The 25,340-nt window shown below is 68.7% G+C and carries 25 protein-coding genes; 14 read left to right on the forward strand and 11 right to left on the reverse strand.

Translation table 11 applies throughout. The annotated features are described in order from the left end of the window. Nucleotides 1-189: 189 nt before the first annotated feature. Nucleotides 190-936 carry a TMEM165/GDT1 family protein gene (locus ACFXKA_RS18565; protein WP_379428178.1) on the forward strand — a complete coding sequence of 249 codons (747 nt, stop codon included), beginning with the start codon at nucleotides 190-192 and terminating at the stop codon, nucleotides 934-936. Here the strand turns inward: ACFXKA_RS18565 and ACFXKA_RS18570 are convergent. Both ACFXKA_RS18570 and ACFXKA_RS18575 read right to left on the reverse strand, forming a co-directional pair. Next, nucleotides 877-1,521, reverse strand: a complete 645-nt coding sequence (locus ACFXKA_RS18570; RefSeq protein WP_379428179.1) for a TetR/AcrR family transcriptional regulator — start codon at nucleotides 1,519-1,521, stop codon at nucleotides 877-879. The genes ACFXKA_RS18565 and ACFXKA_RS18570 overlap by 60 nt on opposite strands. Nucleotides 1,522-1,549: 28 nt before the next feature. Beyond that, the gene (locus ACFXKA_RS18575) at nucleotides 1,550-2,458 is read right to left on the reverse strand and encodes an SDR family NAD(P)-dependent oxidoreductase (protein ID WP_354847514.1); all 909 of its coding nucleotides are present in this window, start codon (nucleotides 2,456-2,458) and stop codon (nucleotides 1,550-1,552) included. A gap of 143 nt (nucleotides 2,459-2,601) precedes the next feature. Here ACFXKA_RS18575 and ACFXKA_RS18580 point away from each other — a divergent pair, with 143 nt between their 5' ends. Next, on the forward strand, nucleotides 2,602-3,369 hold the full coding sequence (locus ACFXKA_RS18580; RefSeq protein ID WP_354847511.1) for an SDR family NAD(P)-dependent oxidoreductase: 768 nt from the start codon (nucleotides 2,602-2,604) through the stop codon (nucleotides 3,367-3,369). A 197-nt stretch (nucleotides 3,370-3,566) separates the two neighbouring features. Here ACFXKA_RS18580 and ACFXKA_RS18585 read toward each other — a convergent pair whose 3' ends face one another. The 3 genes from ACFXKA_RS18585 to ACFXKA_RS18595 form a co-directional block, all read right to left on the reverse strand. Next, nucleotides 3,567-3,767: a cold-shock protein gene (locus ACFXKA_RS18585; protein ID WP_033085228.1), complete on the reverse strand. Its 201-nt coding sequence runs from the start codon at nucleotides 3,765-3,767 to the stop codon at nucleotides 3,567-3,569. A gap of 314 nt (nucleotides 3,768-4,081) precedes the next feature. After that, complete coding sequence (htpG, locus tag ACFXKA_RS18590; RefSeq protein ID WP_379428180.1) at nucleotides 4,082-6,037, reverse strand: molecular chaperone HtpG; 1,956 nt, start codon at nucleotides 6,035-6,037, stop codon at nucleotides 4,082-4,084. Beyond that, a complete protein-coding gene (locus ACFXKA_RS18595; RefSeq protein ID WP_379428181.1) occupies nucleotides 6,034-7,683 on the reverse strand; it encodes a TM0106 family RecB-like putative nuclease in 1,650 nt (549 codons plus the stop codon). Before ACFXKA_RS18595 ends, htpG begins: the two co-directional genes overlap by 4 nt. A gap of 177 nt (nucleotides 7,684-7,860) precedes the next feature. Here ACFXKA_RS18595 and ACFXKA_RS18600 point away from each other — a divergent pair, with 177 nt between their 5' ends. From ACFXKA_RS18600 to ACFXKA_RS18625, 6 genes are all read left to right on the forward strand, one after another. Beyond that, nucleotides 7,861-8,499 carry a DUF6474 family protein gene (locus ACFXKA_RS18600; protein WP_354847501.1) on the forward strand — a complete coding sequence of 213 codons (639 nt, stop codon included), beginning with the start codon at nucleotides 7,861-7,863 and terminating at the stop codon, nucleotides 8,497-8,499. A 7-nt stretch (nucleotides 8,500-8,506) separates the two neighbouring features. After that, nucleotides 8,507-9,007 (forward strand): hypothetical protein, encoded by a 501-nt coding sequence (locus ACFXKA_RS18605; protein WP_379428182.1) that lies wholly within the window; start codon nucleotides 8,507-8,509, stop codon nucleotides 9,005-9,007. 49 nt (nucleotides 9,008-9,056) lie between these two features. Next, the gene (locus ACFXKA_RS18610; RefSeq protein WP_379428183.1) at nucleotides 9,057-9,710 is read left to right on the forward strand and encodes a YcnI family protein; all 654 of its coding nucleotides are present in this window, start codon (nucleotides 9,057-9,059) and stop codon (nucleotides 9,708-9,710) included. Beyond that, nucleotides 9,707-10,243, forward strand: coding sequence for a copper resistance CopC family protein (locus ACFXKA_RS18615; RefSeq protein WP_354847492.1), 537 nt, complete (start codon nucleotides 9,707-9,709; stop codon nucleotides 10,241-10,243). Before ACFXKA_RS18610 ends, ACFXKA_RS18615 begins: the two co-directional genes overlap by 4 nt. Beyond that, nucleotides 10,240-11,208, forward strand: a complete 969-nt coding sequence (locus ACFXKA_RS18620; RefSeq protein WP_379428184.1) for a copper resistance D family protein — start codon at nucleotides 10,240-10,242, stop codon at nucleotides 11,206-11,208. Before ACFXKA_RS18615 ends, ACFXKA_RS18620 begins: the two co-directional genes overlap by 4 nt. 96 nt (nucleotides 11,209-11,304) lie before the next feature. Then, on the forward strand, nucleotides 11,305-11,766 hold the full coding sequence (locus ACFXKA_RS18625; RefSeq protein WP_354847486.1) for an SRPBCC family protein: 462 nt from the start codon (nucleotides 11,305-11,307) through the stop codon (nucleotides 11,764-11,766). Here the strand turns inward: ACFXKA_RS18625 and ACFXKA_RS18630 are convergent, their stop codons facing one another. Further along, on the reverse strand, nucleotides 11,767-14,031 hold the full coding sequence (locus ACFXKA_RS18630; RefSeq protein WP_379428185.1) for a serine/threonine-protein kinase: 2,265 nt from the start codon (nucleotides 14,029-14,031) through the stop codon (nucleotides 11,767-11,769). It abuts the gene before it with no gap. A 153-nt stretch (nucleotides 14,032-14,184) separates the two neighbouring features. On the opposite strand from ACFXKA_RS18630, the gene ACFXKA_RS18635 reads away from it, so the two are divergent. Together ACFXKA_RS18635 and rraA are read left to right on the forward strand one after the other, a co-directional pair. Further along, the gene (locus ACFXKA_RS18635) at nucleotides 14,185-14,691 is read left to right on the forward strand and encodes a nitroreductase/quinone reductase family protein (RefSeq protein WP_354847480.1); all 507 of its coding nucleotides are present in this window, start codon (nucleotides 14,185-14,187) and stop codon (nucleotides 14,689-14,691) included. A gap of 5 nt (nucleotides 14,692-14,696) precedes the next feature. After that, nucleotides 14,697-15,188, forward strand: a complete 492-nt coding sequence (gene rraA, locus ACFXKA_RS18640; RefSeq protein ID WP_379428186.1) for a ribonuclease E activity regulator RraA — start codon at nucleotides 14,697-14,699, stop codon at nucleotides 15,186-15,188. A 189-nt stretch (nucleotides 15,189-15,377) separates the two neighbouring features. Here rraA and ACFXKA_RS18645 read toward each other — a convergent pair whose 3' ends face one another. Beyond that, on the reverse strand, nucleotides 15,378-15,599 hold the full coding sequence (locus tag ACFXKA_RS18645; RefSeq protein ID WP_364608891.1) for an RNA-binding S4 domain-containing protein: 222 nt from the start codon (nucleotides 15,597-15,599) through the stop codon (nucleotides 15,378-15,380). A gap of 100 nt (nucleotides 15,600-15,699) precedes the next feature. Here ACFXKA_RS18645 and lysX point away from each other — a divergent pair, with 100 nt between their 5' ends. The 4 genes from lysX (at nucleotide 15,700) to ACFXKA_RS18665 (ending at nucleotide 20,558) form a co-directional block, all read left to right on the forward strand. Continuing rightward, a complete protein-coding gene (lysX, locus tag ACFXKA_RS18650; protein ID WP_379428187.1) occupies nucleotides 15,700-19,074 on the forward strand; it encodes a bifunctional lysylphosphatidylglycerol synthetase/lysine--tRNA ligase LysX in 3,375 nt (1,124 codons plus the stop codon). Between the two features lie 179 nt (nucleotides 19,075-19,253). After that, nucleotides 19,254-19,454: a hypothetical protein gene (locus ACFXKA_RS18655; protein ID WP_354847471.1), complete on the forward strand. Its 201-nt coding sequence runs from the start codon at nucleotides 19,254-19,256 to the stop codon at nucleotides 19,452-19,454. Between the two features lie 43 nt (nucleotides 19,455-19,497). Next, nucleotides 19,498-20,115 carry a histidine phosphatase family protein gene (locus ACFXKA_RS18660; protein ID WP_379428188.1) on the forward strand — a complete coding sequence of 206 codons (618 nt, stop codon included), beginning with the start codon at nucleotides 19,498-19,500 and terminating at the stop codon, nucleotides 20,113-20,115. A 113-nt stretch (nucleotides 20,116-20,228) separates the two neighbouring features. Beyond that, on the forward strand, nucleotides 20,229-20,558 hold the full coding sequence (locus tag ACFXKA_RS18665; RefSeq protein WP_379428189.1) for a hypothetical protein: 330 nt from the start codon (nucleotides 20,229-20,231) through the stop codon (nucleotides 20,556-20,558). Nucleotides 20,559-20,663: 105 nt separating this feature from the next. Here the strand turns inward: ACFXKA_RS18665 and ACFXKA_RS18670 are convergent, their stop codons facing one another. The 4 genes from ACFXKA_RS18670 to ACFXKA_RS18685 form a co-directional block, all read right to left on the reverse strand. Further along, the gene (locus ACFXKA_RS18670; RefSeq protein WP_354847462.1) at nucleotides 20,664-21,566 is read right to left on the reverse strand and encodes a cutinase family protein; all 903 of its coding nucleotides are present in this window, start codon (nucleotides 21,564-21,566) and stop codon (nucleotides 20,664-20,666) included. Between the two features lie 258 nt (nucleotides 21,567-21,824). Further along, nucleotides 21,825-22,838, reverse strand: coding sequence for an alpha/beta hydrolase family protein (locus ACFXKA_RS18675; RefSeq protein WP_354847459.1), 1,014 nt, complete (start codon nucleotides 22,836-22,838; stop codon nucleotides 21,825-21,827). A gap of 42 nt (nucleotides 22,839-22,880) precedes the next feature. Then, nucleotides 22,881-23,585 carry a hypothetical protein gene (locus ACFXKA_RS18680; RefSeq protein ID WP_379428190.1) on the reverse strand — a complete coding sequence of 235 codons (705 nt, stop codon included), beginning with the start codon at nucleotides 23,583-23,585 and terminating at the stop codon, nucleotides 22,881-22,883. Between the two features lie 247 nt (nucleotides 23,586-23,832). Then, nucleotides 23,833-25,302, reverse strand: coding sequence for a glutamate synthase subunit beta (locus ACFXKA_RS18685; protein ID WP_364608912.1), 1,470 nt, complete (start codon nucleotides 25,300-25,302; stop codon nucleotides 23,833-23,835). Between the last annotated feature and the right edge of the window lie 38 nt (nucleotides 25,303-25,340).

The raw sequence follows: 25,340 nt of genomic DNA on the forward strand, positions 1-25,340 counted from the left end.
AGCGAAGGGGAGTAGCCCCCAATCACGCCGTCGACATACTGATCCTCCCGGATCCGGCGCGTGAACCGGATTCTCTCCGGTGGGCGAGACCTTCGGCCGACGAGAAACCAAACCGATTGACCGGTGCGGTGTCGGCTGAAGCGTCCCCGCATTTCAGCCGACAGGCCGGAGACCTGGGAGCTGACCTTCATGATCGCCACGATATTGCTGAGTTTCGGCGTACTGTTCCTCGCCGAACTGGGCGATAAATCCCAACTCATGGCCCTGACCTTCGCGCTGCGCTACCACTGGTGGGTGGTGCTGTCGGGCATCACCGTCGCGAGCGTGCTGGTGAATCTGATCGCCGTCGGTGTCGGCCACTTCCTGGGCGCGGCGCTGCCGACCGGAGTCATTTCCCTGTGTGCCGCAGCAACTCTCATCGTGGTCGGCCTGTGGACCCTGCGCGAGACGCTGCCGTCGAACTCCGGCGCAGACGAGGGAGAGATCACGCCGCAGCCGAAGTCGCGTTCGGCGTTCCTGGTGGTGCTGTCGGCCTTCCTGCTGGCCGAGCTCGGTGACCGCACCATGTTCGCCACCATGGCCCTGGCCACCAAGAACGGCTGGGTCGCGGTGTGGATCGGGTCGGTCGCGGGCATGGTGGCCGCGGGCGCGCTCGCCATCCTGATCGGCGTGACCGTCGGCAAGCACATTCCGGAGCGGTTCATCGCCGGCTGCTCGGGCCTGCTGTTCCTCTACTTCGGTGCGCTGACCCTGCTGGAGGCCTTCGCCCACGGCCTGGGCACCCCGGCCATCGCGGTGCTGTCGCTGGCCCTGCCGGCCCTCGCCGGCGGCGCGCTGTGGCTGCTGCACCGCCGGACCGCGACCATCCCGGCGAGCTCAGTCACCGAGCACGGTATTGCCGAACAGGTCCCCGCTGCGCCGCACGAGGTCCAGTAGCGGTTCCCGCAAGTCCCGCAGCCCGTCCAGGTCGCCCACCGCGATCCGGGCGGTGACCATGGCGCTCAGGGCCGCGACCAGGGTCTGACAGGCGAAGCGCTGCTCCTCGGTGTCCGCGCCGAGCACATCGGCGACCATGGCCACGAAGGTCTCCTGCAGCTGGGTGCGGCGCGCGATGGCCTCGGGGCCGACGGCGTAGACCTCGACGAGAAACAAACGGGCGTAAGCGGGTTGGCCCGCGAGCGCATCCAGGTACGCGCCGAGCACGCGTTCGATGCGCTCGGTGCGGGTCTCGCCGTCGAATTCCGAGCCGGTGGCGGTCAGGATGCCGGTCAGCATGAGTTCGGCGGCGCGCTCGTAGGCGGCCTCGAAACAGTCCTCCTTGGAACGGAATTGCTCGTAGAAGGTCTCGCGGGAGACGCCGGCCCGCTTGATCACCGCGGCCACCGGCGTTCCGACATAACCGTTCTCGGCCATCGCCTCGGCCAGGGCGAGCAGGATGCGGTCGCGCTGGGCGGCCACCACGGTTTCGCGGGGCAGGCCGTGGCGGCCGCGGGGCAGTTGGCGGGTTGCCGATTCGGGCATGTGCAGGACTCCGTTGGCCTCGAGCGATTCAGGCGAGCTTTCTCATTCTGCTGGGGCGAGCCGGTTGATCGGTGGTGAAATCCGCCGGTTCGGTGCGGGCGATCTCGAGTCCGCCGGCCACGCCCCCGCGTAGTGAATAGTCCACCAGGCGCTGGGCGAGCGGACGACACCACAGCACCATGCTCACCCAGTACGGCGAGACGATGTGACGAGAGCGGCGGGCCAGGGCGCGTTCACAGGCGTCGATGGCCGGGCCCAGGGGGGCGATGCCGGAGACGGTGGAGCGACCCAGAATGCTACGCGCGGCCTCGGTGCCGAAACCGCGGCTGGTCATCTCGGTGTCGAGTTCGGCGAAGTAGGCCATGCCGACCCGGGCGCCGGTGTGGCGCAATTCGATCCGCAGGGTGTCGCCGAGCGCCTCGACCGCGGCCTTGGAGGCGCTGTAGGCGCCGGCCAGGGGCAGGTGGATGGCCGCGGCGAGCGAGGAGATGAGCAGGACGTAGCCGCCGGGGTGCGCGAGGTGGGGTCCGGCGGCGCGCAGCGTGTAGTAGGCGCCGAGCACATTGACCGTGAGGGTCTCCTCGAGCACGCCGGGGTCGCCGTCGAGCAGGGACAGTTGCCGGGCGATCCCGGCATTGCACACCACCGCGTCCAGGCCGCCCAGTTCGGCGGTGAGGGAGTTGACGACCCGCTCCACCTGCGCCGGGTCACCGACGTCGCAGTAGCGCCAGGGCGCGTCCCCGCATTCGGCCGCGACGTGGGCCAGCAGTGACTCCTCGATGCCGAGCAGGGCCACGTGCGCCCCGTGCACGTGCAGCTGGCGTGCCAGGGCGGCCCCGATGCCACGGGCCGCGCCGGTGATCAGGATGCGTTTGCCGGCCACTCGCGGGGCCGGACGGCGGAATCCACGGCGAAGACCGGCCGTGCTGACGTTCATGTCTGCGAAACTACCACTTATACGAACACCCGTGTTCGCAAATCTTGCGAGCCTCTTGCGTAAGCGTGCGCACAGCCCGGCTATGGTGCCTATTGACGGAGGGCCAGTGAGAGGGCCGTCCACAGTCGAGAGGACCAATCACCGTGGAGATTTCGGGCTCCGCCGCCATTGTCACCGGAGGTGCGTCCGGGCTGGGCGCCGCCACCGCCAAGCGCTTCGCCGACGCGGGCGCGACCGTGTTCGGCCTGGATCTGGCTCAGTCCATCGAGCGCGCGGGCGACAGCGTCCCCGCCGGTGTCACCCTCATCCCGACCGACGTCACCAGCGGTGACGAGGTGGCTGCCGCGGTCGCCACGGTCGTGGAATCCGGTGTGCCGCTGCGCATTGTCGTCAACTGCGCCGGTGTGGGCTGGGCGGGACGCATCCTGTCCAAGAACGGCCCGCACGACCTGGAGCTGTTCCGCACGGTGATCACCGTGAACCTGCTCGGCTCCTTCAACGTGATGCGCCTGGCCGCCGACGCCATCGCCAAGACCGACCCGGTCGACGAGTACGGCTCGCGCGGTGTGATCATCAACACCGCCTCGGTCGCGGCCTTCGAAGGCCAGATCGGCCAGATCGCCTACTCCGCCTCCAAGGGCGGCGTCGCCGGCATGACCGTCCCGGCCGCGCGTGACCTGGCGCAGTTCGGCATCCGCGTCAACACCATCGCCCCCGGCATCATCGACACCCCGATGCTGGCCGGCGTCACCGAGGAGTACCGCAAGGGCCTCGAGTCGGGCGTGCCGTTCCCGTCCCGCCTGGGCCGCCCGGACGAGTACGCGCAGCTCGCGCAGTACATCACCGAGCACGACTACCTCAACGGCGAAACCATCCGCATGGATGGCGCGCTGCGCATGGCGCCGCGCTAATCGCGTGAACGAGCAAGGCCCCGCACCGAATTCGGTGCGGGGCCTTGCTGTTTGTTATCTCAACCGCGACAACTGATCTCGTAAGGATCCGGGTAACTCACCGGGTACCCCCGAAATCGGTTCGGCACCTGACCGCCGGCACGCGTGCTCGGCGGTCGACGGAATTCAACCGTGCGCTGACGTCGCGGGGAGGCGGATCAGTGCGGGCGGACGGCCGCGGCCTGGGGGCCCTTCTTGCCCTCGGTGATCTCGAAGGAGACCGCCTGGCCCTCCTCGAGCTGGCGGTAGCCGTTGCCCTCGATCTCCGAGTAGTGGACGAAAACGTCGGGGCCGTCTTCGCGGGCGATGAAGCCGTAGCCCTTCTCCGCGTTGAACCACTTGACGGTGCCCTGAACCATTACCTTCTCCTGACGAGGTGTTTCTTTTAGTGCGTGGGTACCGCGGCCGCGGTACCCGGGGTCGATCAGAAGGCGGCTTACAACTTGCCTGGCAAGGTGAAGCGACGCCCGCACACTGTTCCGCGCGAGCATGTTGAACACGAACACGAAAACTTACGACCAAGACGTACAACGTACGCGTTCGCGGCTGGTTCCCGAAATCACCGGGAGATGCGGATCGTCACACTCGCCACAAACCGGGCATGACCAATTCCCGCTTGCTATGGGTCGGGCTCCTGCGGAAACACCGCAGGAGCCCGATCCGTGAACGACCCTCAGAGGGTGCGGGTGAGGCGGTCGGCGAGGATGCGGGCGAAGTGCGCCGGATCCTTCAGCTCGCCGCCCTCGGCGAGAACCGCGGTGCCGTAGAGCAATTCGGCGGTCTCGGTGAGCTCCACCGGCTTCTCGTCCGCGCCGGACACCGCCGCGTACGCCTCGCGCAGACCCGTGACCAGCGGATGCGCCGGATTCAGCTCGAGGATGCGCTTGCTGTGCGGCAGCTCCTGCCCGGAGGCGCGGTACATGCGCTCCAGCATCGGGGTGAAATCGAACACATCACCCACGATGCAGGCCGGGGAGGTGGTGAGCCGGTTGGTCAGGCGCACCTCCTTCACGTCCGCGTCCAGCGTCTGCTGCAGCCAGCCGAGAATGCCGGCGAAGTCCTTCTCCTGCTGCTCGCGCAGCTGCTCGGAGGCCTTCTTCTCGTCCTCGGTCTCCAGATCGACCTCGCCCTTGGCGATGGAGACGATGGGCTTGCCCTCGAACTCGGTGACCGAGCCGACCCACATCTCGTCGACCGGATCGGTCAGCACCAGCACCTCGAGGCCCTTGGCCCGGAAGGCCTCCATGTGCGGGGAGTTCTCGATCTGCTGGCGGGTCTCGCCGGTCATGTAGTAGATGGCCGACTGGGTCTCCGGCATGCGCTCGACGTACTGCGCCAGCGAGGTCAGCTCGCTGTCCGAATGCGTGGACGCGAAAGACGAGACGCCCAGGATGGTTTCGCGATTGTCGTGGTCGGAGAGCAGGCCCTCCTTGAGCACCCGGCCGAACTCGCGCCAGAAGTCCTGGTACTTGGCCTGATCCTCGGCGTTCTTCAGATCCTTGACCGTGGACAGCACCTTCTTCACCAGGCGCTTGCGGATCATCTGGATCTGCCGGTCCTGCTGCAGGATCTCACGGGACACATTGAGCGACAGGTCCTGCGCGTCCACCACGCCCTTGACGAAGCGCAGATACTCCGGCATCAGCTCTTCGCAGTTGTCCATGATGAACACCCGGCGCACATAGAGCTGCACGCCGCGCTTGTGCTCGCGGGTGAACAGATCGAACGGCGCGTGCGAGGGAATGAACAGCAGCGCTTGGTATTCGAAGGTGCCCTCGGCCCGCATGGGGATGATCTCGAGCGGATCGTCCCATGCGTGCGCGACGTGCTTGTAGAACTCCGTGTACTCCTCGTCGGAGACCTCGCTGCGCGGGCGGGTCCACAGCGCCTTCTGGGAGTTCAGGGTCTGGGTCTCGACCAGGGTCTTCTCGGTCTTGTCCTCGCCCTCGCCGTCGAGCACGGTGCGCTCGACATCCATGCGGATGGGCCAGGCGATGAAATCCGAGTACTTCTTGACGATCTCGCGGAGCTTCCACTCCTGCGTGTAGTCGAAGAGGTGATCGTCCTCATCGGCCGGCTTCAGGTGCAGCGACACCGTGGTGCCCTGCGGGGCGTCGTCCAGTTCCTCGATCGAGTAGGTGGAGCTGCCCGCTGCGGATTCCCAACGGGTGCCGGTGTTCTCGCCCGCCCTGCGGGTGGTCAGGGTGACCTTGTCGGCCACCATGAAGGTCGAGTAGAAGCCGATGCCGAACTGGCCGATCAGCTCCTCGGCCTGCTGGTCACCGGCCTTGGCCTCCAGCAGCTGCTTGCGCAGCTGCGCGGTGCCGGACTTGGCGAGGGTGCCGATCAGGTCCACGACCTCGGCGCGGGACATGCCGATGCCATTGTCGCGGACGGTCAGCACGCGGTTGTCCCGATCGACCTCGAGCTCGATGTGCAGGTCGGAGGTGTCGGCGTGCAGGTCCTTGTCGCGGAAGGTCTCCAGGCGCAGCTTGTCCAGTGCGTCGGAGGCATTGGAGACCAGCTCCCGCAGAAAGGTGTCCTTGTTCGAATACACCGAGTGGATCATCAGCTCCAGCAGCTGATGGGTCTCGGCCTGAAACTCCAGGTGTTCGACGTGTTCGGTCACGACGCGATATTACGTCGGGCGAAGTCGGCGATGGCCGGAACCTCGGCGTCGGCCCGGTCGGTCATCCAGTCCCGCAGTACCTGGGTGGCCTGCACGTCGTCCTCGTTGTATTCCAGGATGCGGGTGCGCTGGGACAGGTCCGGCTCGCCGCCCTCGTACCCGACGGCCAGGCGGTACCAGGCCATCGACGCCTCTCCCCCGGCCTCGGCGTCGCGCCAGTGGAAGCCCGCGACCGGCGCGATCTTCTTGAGCCCCTTGCCGTTCGGGCAGATGAACTGCTCGGACACGGCCTGGAACATGTCCACCCACTGCGGGCCGTCCACGAACCGCTGCACCTCGCGCTCGGTGGGGATGCCCGGGCGGCCGGCGAAGCGGCGGGCCGACTCGTAGAGCCACTTGTCCTCGGCGGTGCGCGAATAGCAGTAGGCGGCAAAGGATTTGCCATCCGCGGCGGCCTGGGCGCGCACCTCCATGAGCCAGGTCCAGAACTCGGCGAAGGAGCGGCCCTCGTCCTCGGTCGGCAGCGGGTCCCAGGTGACGAACGGGCGGTACACGCCGTCCAGCAGGGTGCCCCACAGGTAGGCGCCGTGCTCCTGGAAGCTCTCCAGGTCCACATCCACCTCGACGTCGGCGCGGGTGACCCGCACCCGGTCGACCCGGCGGACCAGGGGCGCGCCGGTGGCCCAGGCGCGGGCTGTGACCACGGCCTCGGTGAACGGCTCGTACTGCCAGTCGTCGGGATCGTCGCCGCTCCAGGACGCCAGATCGTCGATGGTCTCGACGCCGTGGCGGCGCAGCACCTCCGCGCGCGAGCCCGGCGCCACCAGGCTCACATCGCGGTGCTCGGACAGCCACTGCTCACAGCTGCGCCCGCCCTCCTCGGGCGAGCGGCTCCACCAGGGGCACTGGCGGCACTCGGGGACTTTCGAAGGGACGGTGGGGAGTTCGCCGCGGACCACCGCGATGCGGTCGGCGTAGCGGATGTCGTAATCGGCCAGGACGGGGCCCAGGTCGTGGACCAGGACCCGGTCGAAGTGATAGCCGATGGCGCCGCCGACCAGGGCCGGGCTGGCCAGCCCGTGCCGCTGCAGCATGCGGTAGAGGTGCGCGAGGCGCTGCAGGTCCCGCGGTTGCGGCCGGGTGCGGACGTGCCGGTCCGGCTGCGGATTCCAGTGGTACAGATCGCTGGTCGTCGGGTGGTAGTCGGCCGGGTCCGGCTGCCGCGGATCGGTCACCTTGTGGTTCACCACGATGACCGGGATGTATCCGCCGCGATCGCTGTCGCGCCACAGGATTTCGCAACCGCCGCGGCGGCCGGTGTCGGGCTCCTGCGGCAGCAGCGCGCCCCAGATCCGGTCCGCCCCCGCCGCCATGGCGGCCATGGTGGCCGCGGCCCGCTGCGGCGCGGGCTGCTTCGGATCGATGACCGTCCAGCTGCCGGGCGCCGCGGCGACCAGCGTGTCCCGCACGTGAGATCGGTGCGCCGCGGCGGCTTCTCGTCGCTGCTGCACGCCCGCGTCCTCGGCGACCCCCGTCAACACGCCCGGGTTACTCGCGTCCAGATGCAGCCGGTGCCGACAGCCGATCAGCGCACGCGCATCCAGGAATGCCGCACGCTCACCATGGTCACCGATGCCCGAATACACGCCAGTCAGTATGGCCTCAACCCCCGACATCCCTACGAACTGGCACCGAAACCCCAAGGCGCTCGCTGCGTGGCGAACCCACCCGTTAGGGTGATTCGCAAACTGTGTTTCATGGGCGGACAGGCATTTCCCCCGGCCCTGTGCTGCCATGGCGAACCAGCATGACGGAGGCCATCAATGGGGTTGTTCGGCAAGCGCAAGAAGCGGGTCAGCCGCCGGGCCGAGGCGAAAGCCCTCAAACACAAGGCCGGCATGGAGGCCAAGCTCGGCGCGCGCAACGAGCGCAAGAGGAATCGGGCGGAAGCGCGCACGCAGAAGCAGGTCGCCAAGGCGGAGATCGCCAAACTGCACGCCGAGGAGAAGGCCGCGCAGAAGATCGCCGCCCGGGCCGAACGGGATCCGTTCAGCGCGGCCTCGATCCGCAAGTACCTGGGCGTGGCCCGGGTGCTGGTGCCGGTGCTGGCCCCGCTCGCCTATCGCGGCGCGACCTTCGTGCGCGGGCAACTCGACACCCGCCGCGCCCAGCAGCTGGGCATCGGGCTCGATCAGCTCAGCGAGTTCTCCGGCCCGGGCGCGAAGCTGCAGGCGCGCATCGCGGGCGTGGAGTCCACGCTGTCGGAGATCGAGTCCAAGAACTCCGACACCGAGACCAAGAAGTTCGTGACCGCCAGCCGCGACCGGCTCGACAGCCTGACCGCTGCCGTGCGCACCGCCGCCCAGATGCCGGTGCCGCGCCGCCGCGCCGTGCACGCCTCCATCTCCAACGAGCTCTCCGGCATCGAGGCCGACGTGCTCGCCCGCCTCGGCGTGAACTGAGACACCCATGAGCCCGATGCGCGGTGGACTGGCAGGCGTCGCCATGGCGACCCTGGCGGTCGGCGCGCACGGGTTCGCGGGCGGCGGCTACCCCGGCTCCTCCGGGCTCATGCTGCTGATGCTGGCGGCGGCCGTCATCGGCGCGCTCGCCGCCGCGCTGCGGCCCCCCGCCGCGCTGCCGATCCTCATGGTGGCCGGCCAGCCCGTCTGCCACCTCGCTCTCAGCGGCCTCGTGCAGCACGGGCATGCGGCGGGGGCAATGGAATTCACCGCGCACGGGCCGATGCTGCTCGCACACGCGGTGGCGGCGGCCGGCTGCGCGATCCTGATCCTGGCCACCGAGCGGCTCTACGGGCTGATCTCGAGCGCCGTCCGGGTGATCCTCACCCGGCCCGGCGGACGTCCGGCACGGGCCGCGCAGGCGCGCCGCCCGCGATCGGTCCCGACCCCGAAAACCCTTCTCGCCCTGGGCGCGAGCGGACCGCGCGCGCCACCGGTTACGGCGTAACCCCCGTTCCTATCTACCCGTAACCATTGTCAGAGAAGGCAATACAGTCATGCACACCTCCCTTTCGCGCACCCTCGTCACGTCGGTGGCCGCCGCCGGCCTGCTGCTGTCCGGCGCGGGCATCGCCGCCGCGCACGTGGTGGTCGACGCCCCCGGCGCCAGCCAGGGCGGCTACGCCGTCGCCACCTTCCGGGTGCCGACCGAGTCCGACACCGCCGCCACCACCAAACTCACCGTGACGCTGCCGAATCTGAAGAGCGCACGCACCGAGCCCATCGCGGGCTGGACCGCCAAGGTCGACAAGAACGCCCAGGGCGAGGCCGTGGCGGTCACCTGGACCGCCGATCCGGGCAACCCGGGCGTCGGCCCGGGCCAGTTCCAGCGTTTCGCGCTCTCCGTGGGCCCGCTGCCCAAGCAGGAGAAGGTCAGCTTCAACACGTCCCAGACCTACAGCGACGGCAAGGTCGTCGACTGGAACCAGCCCATGAACGCCGACGGCAGCGAGCCCGATCACCCGGCCCCCAGCCTCACCCTGGCCAAGAGCAACGGCGGCGATGACGACGCCCCGGCCGCCACGGATGCCGCCGCGAGCGACAAGAGCAGCGACAACACTGCCCGCTGGCTCGGCGGCGCCGGTCTGGCACTCGGCGCGCTGGGCGCCGCCCTCGGCCTCGGCAGCGTGATCCGGGGACGGCGGTCGTGAACCGCAAGCTGCTGGCCGGACTGGTCACCGGACTGCTGGTCATCGGATTCGCGCTGCTGGGCGGCGGTGTCGCCGATGCGCACTCCGCGCCCATCTCCTCCAGCCCGGACAATGGTGCGCAGATCGACACCTCCCCCGCGTCGGTGAGCATCACCTTCAACGAGAACCTGCAGCCGGCCTACCCGTCCATGACGGTCACCGGGCCCGACCGCAACCTGTGGTCGAAGGGGCAGCCGAAGGTGGAGGGGCCGACCATCAGCATCGAGGTCGGTGAGCTGGGACCGGCCGGTGAATACACGATCGCCTACCGGGTCACCTCCGCGGACGGGCACCCCGTCAGCGGCAAGCGGACGTTCACACTCACCAAGCCCGGCAATGGAACTCCCGGTCCCAAGGCCGACAGCGCCGCCAAGTCCGGCGGTTCCGACGGCGGCGGTGTGCCGCTGTGGATCTTCATCGTGGGCGCGGTGGTGCTGTTCGGTGGCGGCCTGGCCTTCGCCCTGTTCGGCGGACGGGGCAAGCAGCGCAGGTGAATCGGCCCGACCGCACCGATCGTCGCCGGGAGCGCGGGACGAACGGCGGTAGCAGCTCACCGAGATGGCTACTGGCGCTGGTCATCCCGATCGCCCTGGCCGGTGCGGCCCTGGCCTGGGCGCTGGCCGCCACCGACCCCGTGCAGACCGAGGCCCCGGTCCGGGTCCTCGCCGACTGCGCGGGGGCGACGGTGCTGGGCCTGGCCGCGCTGCCGCGGCTGTCGGACCGGCTGACGCCGCGGTGGCGGCCGCTCACCGTGCTCGCCGCGCTCTGGGCGGCAATGGAATTCGCCATGCTCGCGCTGGAAGCCGCGGAGGTGCAGGGCATGACGGCGCGGCGGCTGAGCGCCGCGCAGTTCGGCGACTACCTCGCGCACGTGAGCGGCGGGCAGATCGGTATCGCGCTGCTGATCGGCAGCGGCACGGTGGCGATCTACAGCGCCTTCGGATTCCGGCGGCCCGATCGGGCCACCGGCGACCTGGTGCTGGTGTTCACCGCCGTCACGCTGGCATTGCGGCCGATCACCGGGCATATGTCGCAGCAGCCGCTCGGTTCGGTGCTGGCGGCGCTGCACGCGCTGGCGGCCGGCGCCTGGTTCGGCCTGCTGCTGGCGCTGGCGCTGACCGTGCGCACCCGGGGCGAGTGGGCGGTGCTGCTGCCGCGGTACTCGGCGTGGGCGATGCCGCTGGTGGTGACGGTGATGGTGACCGGGGTGATCAACGGGCTGGTGCGGATCGGCGGGGTGAGCCCGCTGTTCACCAGCGGGTACGGGCGGATCCTGCTGGCGAAGACGGTGCTGCTGGCGGTGCTGCTCGGGCTGGGCTGGTGGTGGCGGCGCAGCTGGGTGCCGAAGGTCGCCGATCACCGCATGACCGCGGACGACTCGCTGCGGCGCGCGATTGCCGAAGTGCTGGTGATGGCGCTAGTGTTCGGGCTGGCCGGTACGCTGGCCGTCACCGCGTGAGGTGGTCCGCGGTTCCCGAATTCGGGTGTGCCGGTTCATAGATGGCATGCATCACAAGACCTGCGGGGAAAACTAGAACACGTTACAGTTGCGCCCATGACCGAAGTCAAGATCGTCGCGGACTGCGCCGCCTCGGCCGAATCGGCCTTCGCCTACGTCAACGATTACCGGCACCTGCCGAAATTCATCAATGAGATCAGTGCCTTCACCCCGCTGACCGACCAGGTCGAAGGCGTGGACGCCACCTTCGACGGCACCATTCAGCTGGGCCCGATCACCCTGCACTCCACCATCAAGATCGTCCGGCACGAACCCGGCTCCGCCATCGCGGTGAAGTCCATCAAGGGCTTCGAGATCGAATCCACCTTCCTCTTCCACGACAAGGGCGAGGAATCCTGCACCATCGACGCCATCGTCGACTACCGGGTCCCCGGCGGCATCGCGGGCAAGATCCTCGGCAAGACCATCGAGCCGTTCGTGAAGCTCGCGGTGAAGGGCTCCACCCACAATCTGGTCACCCAGGTCGCCGCGTTCCACACCACCCGCACGTCCGCCTAGTCACCCGGGGTCGCCAGAGCCGCCGACCCCCGCGAAGGCCCGCAGATCGGCCTCGGTCCGGCGGAACAGCCAATAGTCGCCGAGGAACCCGAGCACACCCACCGCGCACAGCGCGTAGATGGAGATCAGCTCCAGCGAAACCTCTTCGGCGGTCAGGAACGTCAGACTCGCGATCACTCCGATCAACGGAATCGCCACCGCCACCGCGAGATACCGGGTGCAGCGACGGCTCAGGGCGCGCAGGGCATCGTGATCGCGCGCCGTCTCACCGTGGGTGAGCAACCGCGGATAGAAGCAGCGCACCACGAAGAACGTCACCACGAAGAACGGGTACGCGACCGCGATCGCACCCGAAACCAGCATCGTCGCAACCAGATTCACAATGCGCCCCGGCGGCAGACCGGTGTACACGACCAGCGCGATGGCGGTTATCGCGGCCGACACCACCCACCAGCCGAAGGCCAGCAGCGCCACCCGGTCGCCGTCGATCAGGGTGTCGCGCCGCGCCCGGGCCAGAGTCTCCGGATCGTAGGTCCGGCCCCGCCGCAGTCCGCGCCACACGATGAACGCCCGGCGGCACAGGTAATTGGTGAGCGCGATGGCTGCCGGCGTGGTGACCAGGAACAGCACATTGCCCACCAACCGCAGCCGCGTCTGCTCCCCCGCCGAGAACCAGAGCGCGAACAGCGGATGATTGTGCAGGTTGGCGTAGGCGATGCCGAGCCCGTCACCGAACATGCTCGCCGCCGTGATGAGCGCGACCAGCGACCACGGGCCGACCCGGGACCGCCAGCTGCTCGCCGGCGGATCCACCAGATCCCGGGCCCGCTGATCCAGGCACAGGTCCAGCTGCTGGGCCAGCGCCGCACCCGTGGCCCAGCGGTCCTCGCGATCGGGGGCCAGGCACTTCAGCAGCACCCGCCGCAGCGTGGCCGGGCAGTCCGGCGGCAGGTCGCCGAGGCGGGCGGGCTCGATCTCGCGGCGGCGCAGCCGGAGCATGCGTTCGAGCGAGGATTCCGAATCGCCCGCGCGGGTTTCGTCGTCGAAGGGGCGGCGGCCGGTGAGCAGCTCCCACAGCACCACCCCCAGTGCGTAGATGTCGCTGCGACCGTCCAGCTCCGCGGCGGTCTCGGGCAGCTGCGGGTGACAGGCCGCCAGCTGCTCGGGCGACATGTACGCCAGCGAGCCGCCGAAGTAGGCCAGCGGGCTGGTCCCCGCTATATGCGCGCTGAAACTGATATTGAAATCCGCCAGTTTCGGGCTGCCATCGGCGGTGAGCAGCACATTGGCGGGCTTGATATCGCGGTGCAGCACCCCGTTCCGGGCCGCGTGGTCGAGTGCGCGCGCCAACCGGCTGCCCAGCCACGCAACGGTTTCCGGCCAGCTGCGCTCCGGCATCGCTGCGCGCGTGGGTGATTCGCCGGGCACCAGGCCGCCCCGGTCCCGCATGGCCGCGTCCACCGCCTCCAGCAGCAGCCCGCCGTCCCGATCCGCCGGCTCGCGAGAACGCACCAGTGCCAGCACCTTCGACAGCGTGCCGCCCGGAAGATATTGCATGTACAGCAGTTTCAGCTCCCGGTCGCCGAGCAACCGCTGGTCGAAGACGCGCACGATGTGCTCGTGATCCAGCCGCGCCAGGGTCTCGGATTCGGTGCCGTGGTTCTGCGAGACCTTCACCGCCACCAGTCGCTGCATGGACCGCTGCCGGGCCAGGAAGACCCGGGCGAAGGCGCCGCTGCCCAGTTCCACCAGCAGATCGAAATCGTCCAGCCGATCGCCGACCTCGATGCCCTCCAGGGCGTGCTGCGCCTGCGGCCGGGCGATGAGGGTGCTGCGGTAGTCGTGCTCGGCCCATTCGGTGGCGGCGACCTCGGTCGGATGGCAGCCGCCATCCACCGCAGCAGCGTGCCCATTCCCGTGCGGCCCGGAGCGACCATTCCCGTGCAGCCCGGAGCGCCGCAGCGCATGGAACTCCTCGTAGGCCAGATCGGGCGGCAGTGGACCGGAACGCAATTCGTGGAACTCGGCCCGGTAGTCGGCCAGGCGCTTGGGGAAGTCGTAGCGGATCCAGCGGTATTCCAGGTCGACCTTGATCAGTTCGATCAGCACCAGGCGGCGCAGGTGCGGTGTGCGTGGCAGGAATTCGGCCAGGCGGGGCGGCGCCGCGGCCGCCTCCCAGGCGGCCTGGAATCCGGCGAGCACGGACGCCAGCAGGGAGCGGGTCTCGTCGACAGCACCCGAGTCGATCGCCTGTTCTACGTTCATGCCTCTCCCGACCTGGACTCATCGGGTGCCGCCAGTATGCGCCCGAGAATCCGACTGCACGGTTGATTAACTCTTGTGGATAGATCGTTCGGCAGCCGCAGAGCGCATCGCGACGGCACAACATCGCCGGTCACGGGCCACTAGAGTCGCGGTATGAGTGAGCAGTTTCCCGAGCGGATCTGGGGTTCCCGCACCAATCTGCTGTCCCGCCTGGCCAGTCCGTTCGCCGCCACCAAGGTCGGCTCGCTGGTCATCCGCAAACTGACGCCGCTGGATCGCAAGCTGCTCGAACGCACCGGCGGCAAGTACACCGTGCTCGGCCCGATCGGCGCGCCCGTCATCCTGCTCACCACCGTCGGCCGCAAATCCGGGCAGCCGCGCACCACTCCCCTGCTCTACGTGCACGAGGGCGACACGCTCTACGTGATCGGGTCCAACTTCGGCCAGTCCCACCACCCGGCGTGGACCGCCAACCTGCTCGCCAGTCCGGCCGCCGAGGTCGCGATCGCCGGGCAGCACATTCCGGTCACCGCCGCCCTGGTCACCGACGAGGACCGCCTGCAGGCGATCTTCGAACGCTTCGAGGAGACCACCCAGGCGTACACCGCCTACCGCAATCGCACCGCTCGTGACTTGCGCATATTCGCCCTGACAAGATAGTTCCCGTGACCGAATCAGCGAACGCCATTGCCACCGCCGACCTCGCCGACGAGATCGGCCCCGAGATCCGCAGCTGCGACACCCAGTTCATCCAGTTCGGCGGCCACGAAGTCTTCGCCGGCCGCATCGTGACCATCCGGACCTTCCAGGACAACCTGCTCGTCAAGCAGACCCTCGGCGAACCCGGCGAGGGCCGCGTGCTCGTCGTGGACGGCGGCGCGAGCGTGCACACCGCGCTGGTCGGCGACATCATCGCGGGCCGCGGCGTCGACAACGGCTGGGCCGGGGTCGTCGTCAACGGCGCGGTCCGGGACTCGGCCATCCTGCGCACCCTGCCCATCGGCATCAAGGCGCTGGGCACCAACCCGCGCAAGAGTACCCAGACCGGCGCGAATGCGGAGAAGGATGTCACCGTCGAATTCGGCGGCGTCACCTTCGTTCCCGGCGACATGCTCTACAGCGACCATGACGGCATTGTCGTTCGCAGCGAGGATTGACCCAACTCTCGGGAAGCTCTCAGGGGTAACGGCCGCCGTACCCCCGAGAATGGGGAGCCGGGGGCCCAGCCCCCGAGCCCCCGCGGGAGTCACGCCGCCGGCAACCCGCAGGGAACGCGGTGAGCCCGGCCGCGCGGGGCGCAGACCGAACCCCTACGGATCCGGGAGTACCTTGCCCGCGAAGCGCGCTCAGCCGCTGGTGACCCGGGCCTTGTGCCCGGCCAGTGCCACCACATCGCCCGCATGTAGCTGGCGACCCCGTCGCAGCTCCACCTCGTCGTTGACACGAACCAGGCCCTGGGCGATAACCATCTTGGCTTCCGAACCGGAATCGATGAGGTTCGCCAGCTTCAGGAACTGGCCGAGTCGAATGACATCGTCTTCGATGGGGACATCGACTGGATCCGACATGGGGTACATCCTCACCCGCGGCCGTCTCCACACCAAACGCCGCCCCCACCACCAGCCGCCACGCGGCGGCCACGAGACACGAACCAGGTTCTGAGTGCATATGGGCATCGGCAACATTCACACTGGTGCAGTGACTTCGACGCAGGACCGGCTGCCCCACGACTCCGACCAGAGACCGGAGCCGCGATCGCCCGAGGTGCCACACCGCGGGCACGGCCGGCTGCGCGAGGTGCCGCATATCGCGGGCACCACGCTCGGCGTCTTCTCGGTCCTCTGCTTCGCCTGGAGCATCTCGCCCGGGCTGCGGTTCCTGACCTCGCACCTACGCCACTTCGTCGACACCTACTACTTCGACGCCCCCGACACCTCACTGGTGTGGGCACTGGTGGTGGGGCTGCTGGCGGGCGCCACCGCCAGCCGGAAACGGATCGCCTGGTGGCTGCTGGTCGGGTACATGGCGGCCTTCGCGCTCGCCAACGCCCTCGACTTCGCCGCCGAGGGCGACATCAATGCCCTGGTGGCGTTGATCGTTCACGTCGTGGTCATCGGCGTGCTCATCGCCGCGTGGTCCGAGTTCTACACGCACGTGCAGCGCGGCGCGGTCTGGCGCGCGCTCGGTGTGCTGGCCGGCGGGCTCGCGCTGGGCTGCCTGGTCGGCTGGGGACTGGTCGAACTGTTCCCCGGCAGCCTGCCCGACCACACCGAACGCGCCCTGTGGGCGGTGTCCCGGGTCACCGGCGCGATCCTGGTCTCCAACGAGGACTTCGACGGGCACCCGCCGCACCTGGTCAACCTGCTGCTCGGCCTGTTCGGCGCCATCGCGCTGCTGGCCGCCGTCATCACCCTGTTCCGATCGCAGCGCTCCTCCAACGCGCTGACCGGGCTGGACGAATCCGCGATTCGCGGGCTCATCGAGCGCTCCGATGTCGAGGACTCGCTCGGCTACTTCGCCACCCGCCGCGACAAGGCCGTCGTCTTCGCGCCCAGCGGCAAGGCCGCCGTCACCTACCGCGTCGAACTCGGCGTGTGCCTGGCCTCGGGCGACCCCATCGGGCAGAAGGAGTCCTGGGGCCACGCCATCGACGCCTGGCTGCGACTGGCCGACCAGTACGGGTGGGCCCCGGCGGTGATGGGCGCCAGCGAGATCGGCGCGACCGCCTATCGGCGGGCCGGCCTGTCCGCGCTGCGGCTGGGCGACGAGGCCATCCTCGAGACCCGCAACTTCTCCCTCGCCGGACCCGAGATGAAGCCCGTCCGCCAGGCCGCCAATCGTCTTGCCAAGCAGGGCATCACGGTCCGGGTGCGGCGGCACCGGGAGGTCCCGCCCGAGGAGATGGCCGACGTCATGCGGCGCGCCAACGCCTGGCGCGACACCGAGACCGAACGCGGCTTCTCCATGGCCCTCGACCGGCTCGGGGATCCGCTGGACGGCGACTGCCTGCTGGTCGAGTCCGTCGCCCCCAACGGCCAGGTGCTCGGCATGCTGTCGTTCGTGCCGTGGGGCCGCACCGGCGTCTCCCTCGATCTCATGCGCCGCGACCGCACCGGGCCCAACGGGCTGATGGAACTCATGATCTCGCGGCTCGCCCTCACCTCCGAGCAGTACGGCATCACCCGAATCTCGTTGAACTTCGCGGTCTTCCGCGCGGTCTTCGAGGAGGGCGGCCGCATCGGCGCCGGCCCGGTGCTGCGTCTGTGGCGCGCCGTGCTCATGTTCTTCTCCCGCTGGTACCAGCTGGAGGCGCTCTACCGCTCCAATGTGAAGTACCAGCCGGAATGGGTGCCGCGGTTCTCGCTGTTCGAGGAACGCCGGCACCTGGTGCGCGTCGCCACGGCCAGCGCGCTCGCCGAAGGCTTCCTGCCCCGCATCGGCCGCGAACACGACGCCTCCGCGCACACCGGTCTGCGGCCCTCGGTGCCGCCCGCCATCACCGGGCTGCACGCCGACGGCAGCCCGCCCGACCTGCCGCCGGAGGAGCTCGAGGAGCACGGCCCGCGCCGCCCCGAACAGGTGCGGGTGCGCATGGACAAGCTGGAGAAGCTCCAGAAATCCGGCGTCGAGGCCTACCCGGTCGCCTACCCGCCCACCCACACCGTGTCCGCCGCCCGCGGCTGCCCGCAGGGCACCACGGTGCGAGTCTGTGGGCGGCTGTTGCGGATTCGCGACTACGGCGGCGTCATCTTCGCCGTGCTGCGCGACTGGTCCGGCGACATCCAGCTGCTCATCGACCGCGCCCGGGTGGGCGCCGACCGCAGCGAGTCGTTCACCGAATTCTTCGACCTGGGCGACCTGGTCGAGGTGAGCGGGCAGATCGGCCGCAGCCGCCGCGGCGAACTCTCGCTGCTCGCCCAGGACTGGCGGATGATCGGCAAATGCCTGCACCCGCTGCCGGACAAGTGGAAGGGTCTGTCCGACCCGGAAGCCCGCGTGCGGCAACGCTATGTCGACATGGCCATCAACACCGATATCCGCGAGGTGCTGGCCAAGCGCAGCGCGGTGGTGCGGTCGCTGCGAGACACCCTGCACGGCTGGGGATTCCTCGAAGTCGAGACCCCCGTCCTGCAGCAGGTGCACGGCGGCGCCAACGCCACCCCGTTCACCACCCACATCAACGCCTACGACCTCGGTCTGTACCTGCGCATCGCCCCCGAGCTGTACCTCAAGCGACTGTGCGTGGGCGGCATGGAGAAGGTGTTCGAACTCGGCCGCGTCTTCCGCAACGAGGGCGTGGACTACAGCCACAACCCCGAGTTCACCATCCTGGAAGCCTATGAGGCGCACAGCGATTACGAACGCATGATGCACGCCTGCCGCCAGCTCATCCAGGAGGCCGCGGTGGCCGCCAACGGCAAGATGGTGGCGCTGCGCCCCGGACCCGACGGCGCGGTCACCGAGGTGGACATCTCCGGCGACTGGCCGGTCAAGACCGTGCACGGGGCCGTCTCCGAGGCGATCGGCGAGACCATCACCCCCGACACCGACGAGGAGCGGCTGCGGCTGCTCTGCGAAAAGGCGGGCGTGCCCTTCCAATTGGGCTGGGACGCCGGGCAACTCGTGCTCGAGATGTACGAGCACCTGGTGGAATCGGCCACCGGGGAACCCACCTTCTACATCGACTTCCCCACCTCCGTCTCCCCGCTCACCCGGGCGCACCGGCACATTCCGGGCGTCACCGAGCGCTGGGACCTGGTGGCCTGGGGCGTCGAATTGGCCACCGCCTACAGCGAATTGACCGATCCGGTGGAACAGCGCCGCCGCCTCACCGAACAGTCCATGTTGGCCGCCGGCGGCGACCCGGAGGCCATGGAGCTCGACGAGGACTTCCTGCAGGCCCTCGAACACGCCATGCCGCCCACCGGCGGTCTCGGCGTCGGCGTGGACCGGGTGGTCATGCTGCTGATCGGCCGCAGCATCCGCGAAACACTGCCGTTCCCGCTCGTGAAACCCCGCACCGCACAGGCCGAATCCCGATAGGCGTACCTCCGCATTCGCTCCGGCCATGCGCGAGGCTGAGGACGGCTACGCCGACAGCGCCCATTGGGACCAGGGAAAACCCTGATTCCCCGGGCCGGATCCCCGGTTAATCTGGGATTCGGCCCGGGGCGGGCCCACCGGCCACACGGATTGGGGTACCCATGCACTACCTAGATCTCATGACCCAGACGACCCTGCTGGACCACCACGTGTGGACCCACCCGGACACCTGGAACGCCGCCCTCGAGAACACCGCCGCCCGCCGCACCAGCAGCCGGCGCGGCACCAGCTTCTGGGGCTTCCTCGCGGTCTGCTGCATCGGCATCGTGGTGCTGGTGCTGGGCATCGTCTACCTGATGAGCCGCCGCAAGAATCGCTAGCCCCCGCGGCGCGTCGCGGGCGGGGTGCGGCAGAGTGGTGGGCGTGCAGTTGATCCTCGTCCGCCACGCCCAGCCGCAACGAGTCCTGGCCGAATCCGGCCACGCCGACCCGGATCTCACCGCGATCGGCCTCGAACAGGCGGGCCGGGTCCCGGCCGCACTCGCCCACCACCGCATCGCCCGCGTGGTCAGCAGCCCGCAACTGCGGGCCCGCGAAACCGCCCGGCCCACCGCGGAGAAGCTCGGACTCGACATCGACGTCCTCGACGGGCTCGCCGAGTACGACCGCGACCTGCCGATATACGTCCCGATCGAGGACGCCCAGCAGGAATTCCGGGAAACCTACGCGCGCATCAAGGCCGGGCACCTGCCCGAGCAGATCGACGGCGAGGCCTTCATCGGCCGCGTGCGCGAGAGCATCGCGAGCATCGTGGCGGCCGCCGAGCACACCGACACCGTGGTCGTCTTCGCGCACGGCGGCGTGATCAACGTACTGCTGCAGGAGGTGCTGGGCCTGGCCCGCCCGCTCACCTTCCCCATCGACTACTGCTCGATCACCCGGATCCTGTACTCGCGCACCGGCGCCCGCACCGCGGCCACCGTCAACGAGAACGGCCACGTCTGGGACCTGTTGCCGCGCATGCAGCGTCCGCGCCCCTAGACGCTCAGCGGACTCCCAGCCCGGTCCCACACCCTTCCAAGGGCCGGCGCCTTCGATGGGAATTCGAGAGCCGCTCCCTCCGCGGCCCACGATCCCGACAGAAAGGCACCACGATGTCCACCATCAAGCCCCGCCGCCGTCTCGCCCTGCGCCTCGCCGCGGCCGGTGCACTGGCCGCCATCCCGCTCGCCGTCGTCGCCCTCCCCGCGAATGCCGCGACCCCCGACGACGCCGCCACCCCGGTCGTCGCCCAGCAGATCGACGACCACGGCCCCTGGGATCACGACCGTGACCACCACCGCCACGACCACGACAACGACGGCGGCTGGAACAACGGCGACAACGGCTGGAACAACGGCGGCTGGAACAACAACGGCGACAACGGCTGGAACAACAACCCGGCCCCCGCCTGGCTGCCGCCCACCGGCTCCTTCGGCATGTAACCCGGCCGGCGACGACCTCATCGGCTCGGACACCGAAAAGGCCGCTCCCAGTGTGGGAGCGGCCTTTTCAGGTTTCGCGGGCCCGGCGCCCCGCCGGGACGTCCGCTACGCGTTGGTCGCGATCCAGTTGTGCATCCAGGTCAGCGCGGTCTGGCCGCCGCCGACGCCGTAGCTGCCGTAGCTGGTGTGCTTGCCGCTGCGGTAGAACTGCTCGAGCTGGTGGGCGTACTCGCTGTCCGGACCGTCGGCCAGCTGGGCCTGCAGCGTCGGCAGACCGCCCTGCGCCATCAGGTCGTTGAGGATGGACCCGAGTTCGAGCTGGGTCTGCCACAGGTTGAAGTTGTTCGGGTTGGACGACTGCGCCAGGAAACCCGCGAAGCGGGTGAGGAAGTCGGTCTCCTCGGTGGAGCAGTACAGGTCGCCGATGGCGCACACGGTGCGCACCTTGTCGCTGATCCAGCCGAAGCCGCCGACCCGCGGCCCGCCCGCACCCGAACCGGGGGCGATCGGGCCGATCTGGGCGTCGGTGGGCGAGCGGCGCGGATCGGAGATCAGCGCGACCGCCGCGATGCGATCCGGCGGCACCACGCCGTGGCCGCTGCCGATCTCGGCGGCGAGATCGCCGGCCGCGTCGGCGCCCTGGCTGTAGCCGGTGATGGCGATCCTGGTGCCCGGGCAGCGCGCGCCCATGTCCTGCACCAGGCCGCGGGCATTGTCGACGGCTTCCTTCTTGGAGGCGGCGTAGACGTCGCCCTCCCAGGGGAAGGCGGTGGCCGCGTAGGTCACGTAGTCGACCTCACCGGGCAATCCGTTGGTCACCCCGGCCAGCATGCCGGGCTTGGGGTCCTTGTCGTGGCCGGTCTCCCAGGTGCCGGGCACGGCGACCGTGTAGAGACTCGGGCAGCCCGCGCCGGGGGCGGCCGTAGCGGGACCGCTGCCCAGGACGATTCCCGACATGAGCACGCTCGCCGCTGCCCCCGCAGCCGCGACAACATTCTTCAACCGCATACTGCTCCAGTTCCCGCTTGTGCCGGGACAGGTTGCGCGTCCCGATTCCGGATCATGGTGCGGTCGCCGGATGACAGTCCGGTGCACTGAGGGTTAACCCAAGTAACCGCCCCGTATGAGTGACTGGAACAGACCGAATGACGAGATCGGCGACACACCGCCGACAAGCATAAAGGGGCCTATTCGACCATGCCAGGCGAGACGCCGAAGACGTCCGATTTCCGGCCGAAAGTTGTGCCGGAAGCCACATTTCGGGCCTCAGCCCTGTAATGCCGCCTCGAGCATCGGCCACGACCGGTGCAGCGCGTCCTGCCAATAGCGCCAGGAATGCGTTCCGGCAGGGCTGAATTCGACCTGCGCGGGGATCCCCAACTGGCCGAGGCGATCTGCGAGCTGGTGCGTGCACCCGTTGGTCGCGGCCTCGATCACGCCACCCAGGATGATCTGGTTGGCCAGCGTCGCCGGACGCCCGCCGATCGAGGGTGAATCGAGGGTGTCCATGGGCCCGGGCAGACCGGTCGAACTCGAGATGAACAGCGCCTTCCCACGCAGGGCGGCGGCATTGAGCACGGCGTCGTGCTGCTGCCAGTCCGGATCGCCGGGCTCGCCCCACATATTGCGAGAATCGGCGTCACCGCGGTCGAGGACCAGCTGGATGTACCGGCGGCTGTTCTCGTCGGCGGTGGAGGCGCAGCCACTGTAGGAGGCGACCGCCCGGTACCTATCGGGGGCCGCGATGGCCAGATTCAACGCGGAGGTCGCCGACATCGACACGCCCGCCACCGCGTTCGCGCCGGAGGCGTGCAGCGCCGAATCCAGGATCGGCGGCAGTTCCGCGGTCAGAAAGGTCTCCCATTTCTGGCGGCCCAGACTCGGGTCGTCTTTCTGCCAGTCGGTGTAATAGGAGAATTTGCCACCGATCGGGGAAACAACATTCACGTTCTTGTCCGCGAAGAATTGCACGACATCGGTTTGGCGATACCAGGTCGCGGCATCCTCACCACCGCCCGCACCATTCAGCAGATACAGCGTGGGCCGCGGCACACTGTTGTCGAACGGGGTAATCACCTGGAGCGTGATCACCCGGTCCATCGCGGCCGAATAGACCGAGATCTCCTCTTGCCGCTGGCCGGGCCGATCGATCGAAACCAGATGGGATCCGGTGGAATCATCCGCCGTGGCCGTACCAATGGTCCCGGGCGCGGACGACAATGCCAGGGAGAGTGCAATTGCCGAGACCGCGGCGAGCGCCGAGAGCTTACCGGTGAGCATCGGTACGGTTTTCCTATCGATCGAATCGGCCCGGAACGGGAATCAGCTGCCGATGTACTTGCGGATCGCGTCCGACAGGATGGTGCTGAGCGAACCGGTCGAGCTGAGCTGGCCGTCGGCCGAGCCGAGGCCGTTGTTGTTGAGGCTGCCCAGCGCGCTCTCGCCGACGGTGTTGGCCCGGGCGGTGAAGCACGCGGTCAGGTTGGGGAGCTCGTTGCTGACACCGACGGTGCCGGCGACGCCGATGCCACCGCTGGTGACCTGCTGACCGGTCGAGAGGTTGGTCGGAACCGGGTAGGTGATGTCGAGGGTCACCGGGTTACCGGAGTTCACGAACCAGCCCGTGCTGGTCACCTTCCAGCCGCCGGCGTTCGGCTCCGGGGTGACGTCCTCGGTGCGCTGACCGCCCGCCAGGTGGTAGGCGGTGATGCTGGCCTTGACCGGCGCGCCGAAGCCCGACGGCGGGAAGTCGGTGATGGTGTTGACGTACGGGTTACCGATACCGGTGGTGCCGACGACGACCTTGTAGGTCACCGTGGTGCCGACGCCGATGGAGTCGAGGTTGGCGCTCTTGTCGTACGTCATGGTGATGCCGAGCGTGCTGATGTCATTCTTGGTGGCATGCGAGCTCAGGGCACAGGTCGTATCCGCTGACGCGGCGCCCGTCTCCAGCGTGGTCATGCTCAGGCCCGCGAAAACCATTGCGGCAGAGGTCGCGATCGCGGCCGCACGGCGATTACGGAACATATTTTCCTCCAAGTGTCCCGAGATCCTCCGGGACCGATCCATACTTACCGAGCGCTGCGGACGACTCGGAGGGTGGACTCCACACGGGGAGTAAGTAAACAGGTGTAACTGGTCCCCTGTCCAGGGTTTGACAAAACTGCTCCCAGTTACTGACTAGTACACATTTCAGATCGTTTCCCTGCATAACAAAAAGCGCTCCCGGACCGAAGTCCGGGAGCGCTCCGCAGGGTTTCAGCTCAGCGCTGGATCACCGCTGGGCGACCATGGTCGGGGTGATCGGGGACGGCAGCGCCGTCTCACCCTCCAGGTACTTGTCCACCGCGGACGCGCACGCGCGGCCCTCGGCGATGGCCCACACGATCAGCGACTGACCGCGGCCCATGTCACCGGCGACGAAGACGCCGGGCACGGTGGTGGCCCAATCCTTGTCGCGCATGACATTTCCGCGCTGGTCGTAGCCCACGCCCAGGCCCTCGAGCAGACCGTTCTTCTGCGGTCCGACGAAGCCCATGGCAAGCAGCACCAGGTCGGCCTCGAGGGTGAAGTCGGTGCCCTCGACCTTCTCGAAGCGGCCGTTGACCATCGACACCTCGTGCGCCTGCAGCCCGGTGACCTTGCCGTCGGCGCCGATGAAACGCTCGGTGTTGACGGAGAACACGCGCTCGCCGCCCTCCTCGTGCGCCGAGGAGACGCGGTACATCAGCGGGTAGGTCGGCCACGGGGTCGAGTCGGCCCGCTGCTCCGGCGGACGCGGCATGATCTCGAACTGGTGGATCGTCTCCGCACCCTGCCGGTGCGAGGTACCCAGGCAGTCCGCGCCGGTGTCACCGCCACCGATGATGACGACCTTCTTGCCGCGCGCGTTGATGCGCGGCAGGCCGTCCTCGTCGGTGATCGGGTCGCCCAGCTGCACCCGATTGGCCAGCGGCAGGAACTCCATGGCCTGGTGGATGCCGTCCAGGTCGCGGCCCGGGATCGGCAGGTCACGCGCGATGGTGGCGCCACCGGCGAGCACGACCGCGTCGAACTGCTCACGCAGCTGCTGGGCCGTGATGTCCACGCCCACGTTCACGCCGGTCTTGAAGATGGTGCCCTCGGCCTCCATCTGCGCGATGCGGCGGTCGATGAAGCGCTTCTCCATCTTGAATTCCGGGATGCCGTAGCGCAGCAGGCCGCCGATGCGGTCGTCGCGCTCGAACACGGTCACGGTGTGGCCGGCCCGGGTCAGCTGCTGGGCGGCGGCCAGGCCCGCGGGGCCGGAGCCGACGACCGCGATGCGCTTGCCGGTCAGGCGGGTCGGGTAGACCGGGGTCACCCAGCCCTCGTCGAAACCGTTCTCGATGATCTCGACCTCGACCTGCTTGATGGTCACCGGATCCTGGTTGATGCCCAGGACGCAGGACGCCTCGCACGGAGCCGGGCACAGGCGGCCGGTGAACTCCGGGAAGTTGTTGGTCGCGTGCAGCCGATCGAACGACTCCTTCCACGCGCCCTTGTACACCAGGTCGTTCCACTCGGGAATCAGGTTCCCGAGCGGACAGCCGTTGTGGCAGAACGGGATACCGCAGTCCATGCAGCGGCTGGCCTGCTTTTGCAGGGTCTCGTGGGAGAACTTCTCCTCGTAGACCTCTTTCCAGTCCAGCAGTCGCAGCGGAACCGGACGGCGCTTGGGCAGTTCCCGGGAAGTGTGCTTCAGGAAGCCTTGTGCGTCACCCATTTACGAACTCCTGACTAATGCGCAGCGCGCACGGAACA

Source organism: Nocardia sp. NPDC059228 (assembly GCF_042754245.1).
In the GTDB taxonomy this organism is placed as follows: Bacteria; Actinomycetota; Actinomycetes; order Mycobacteriales; family Mycobacteriaceae; genus Nocardia.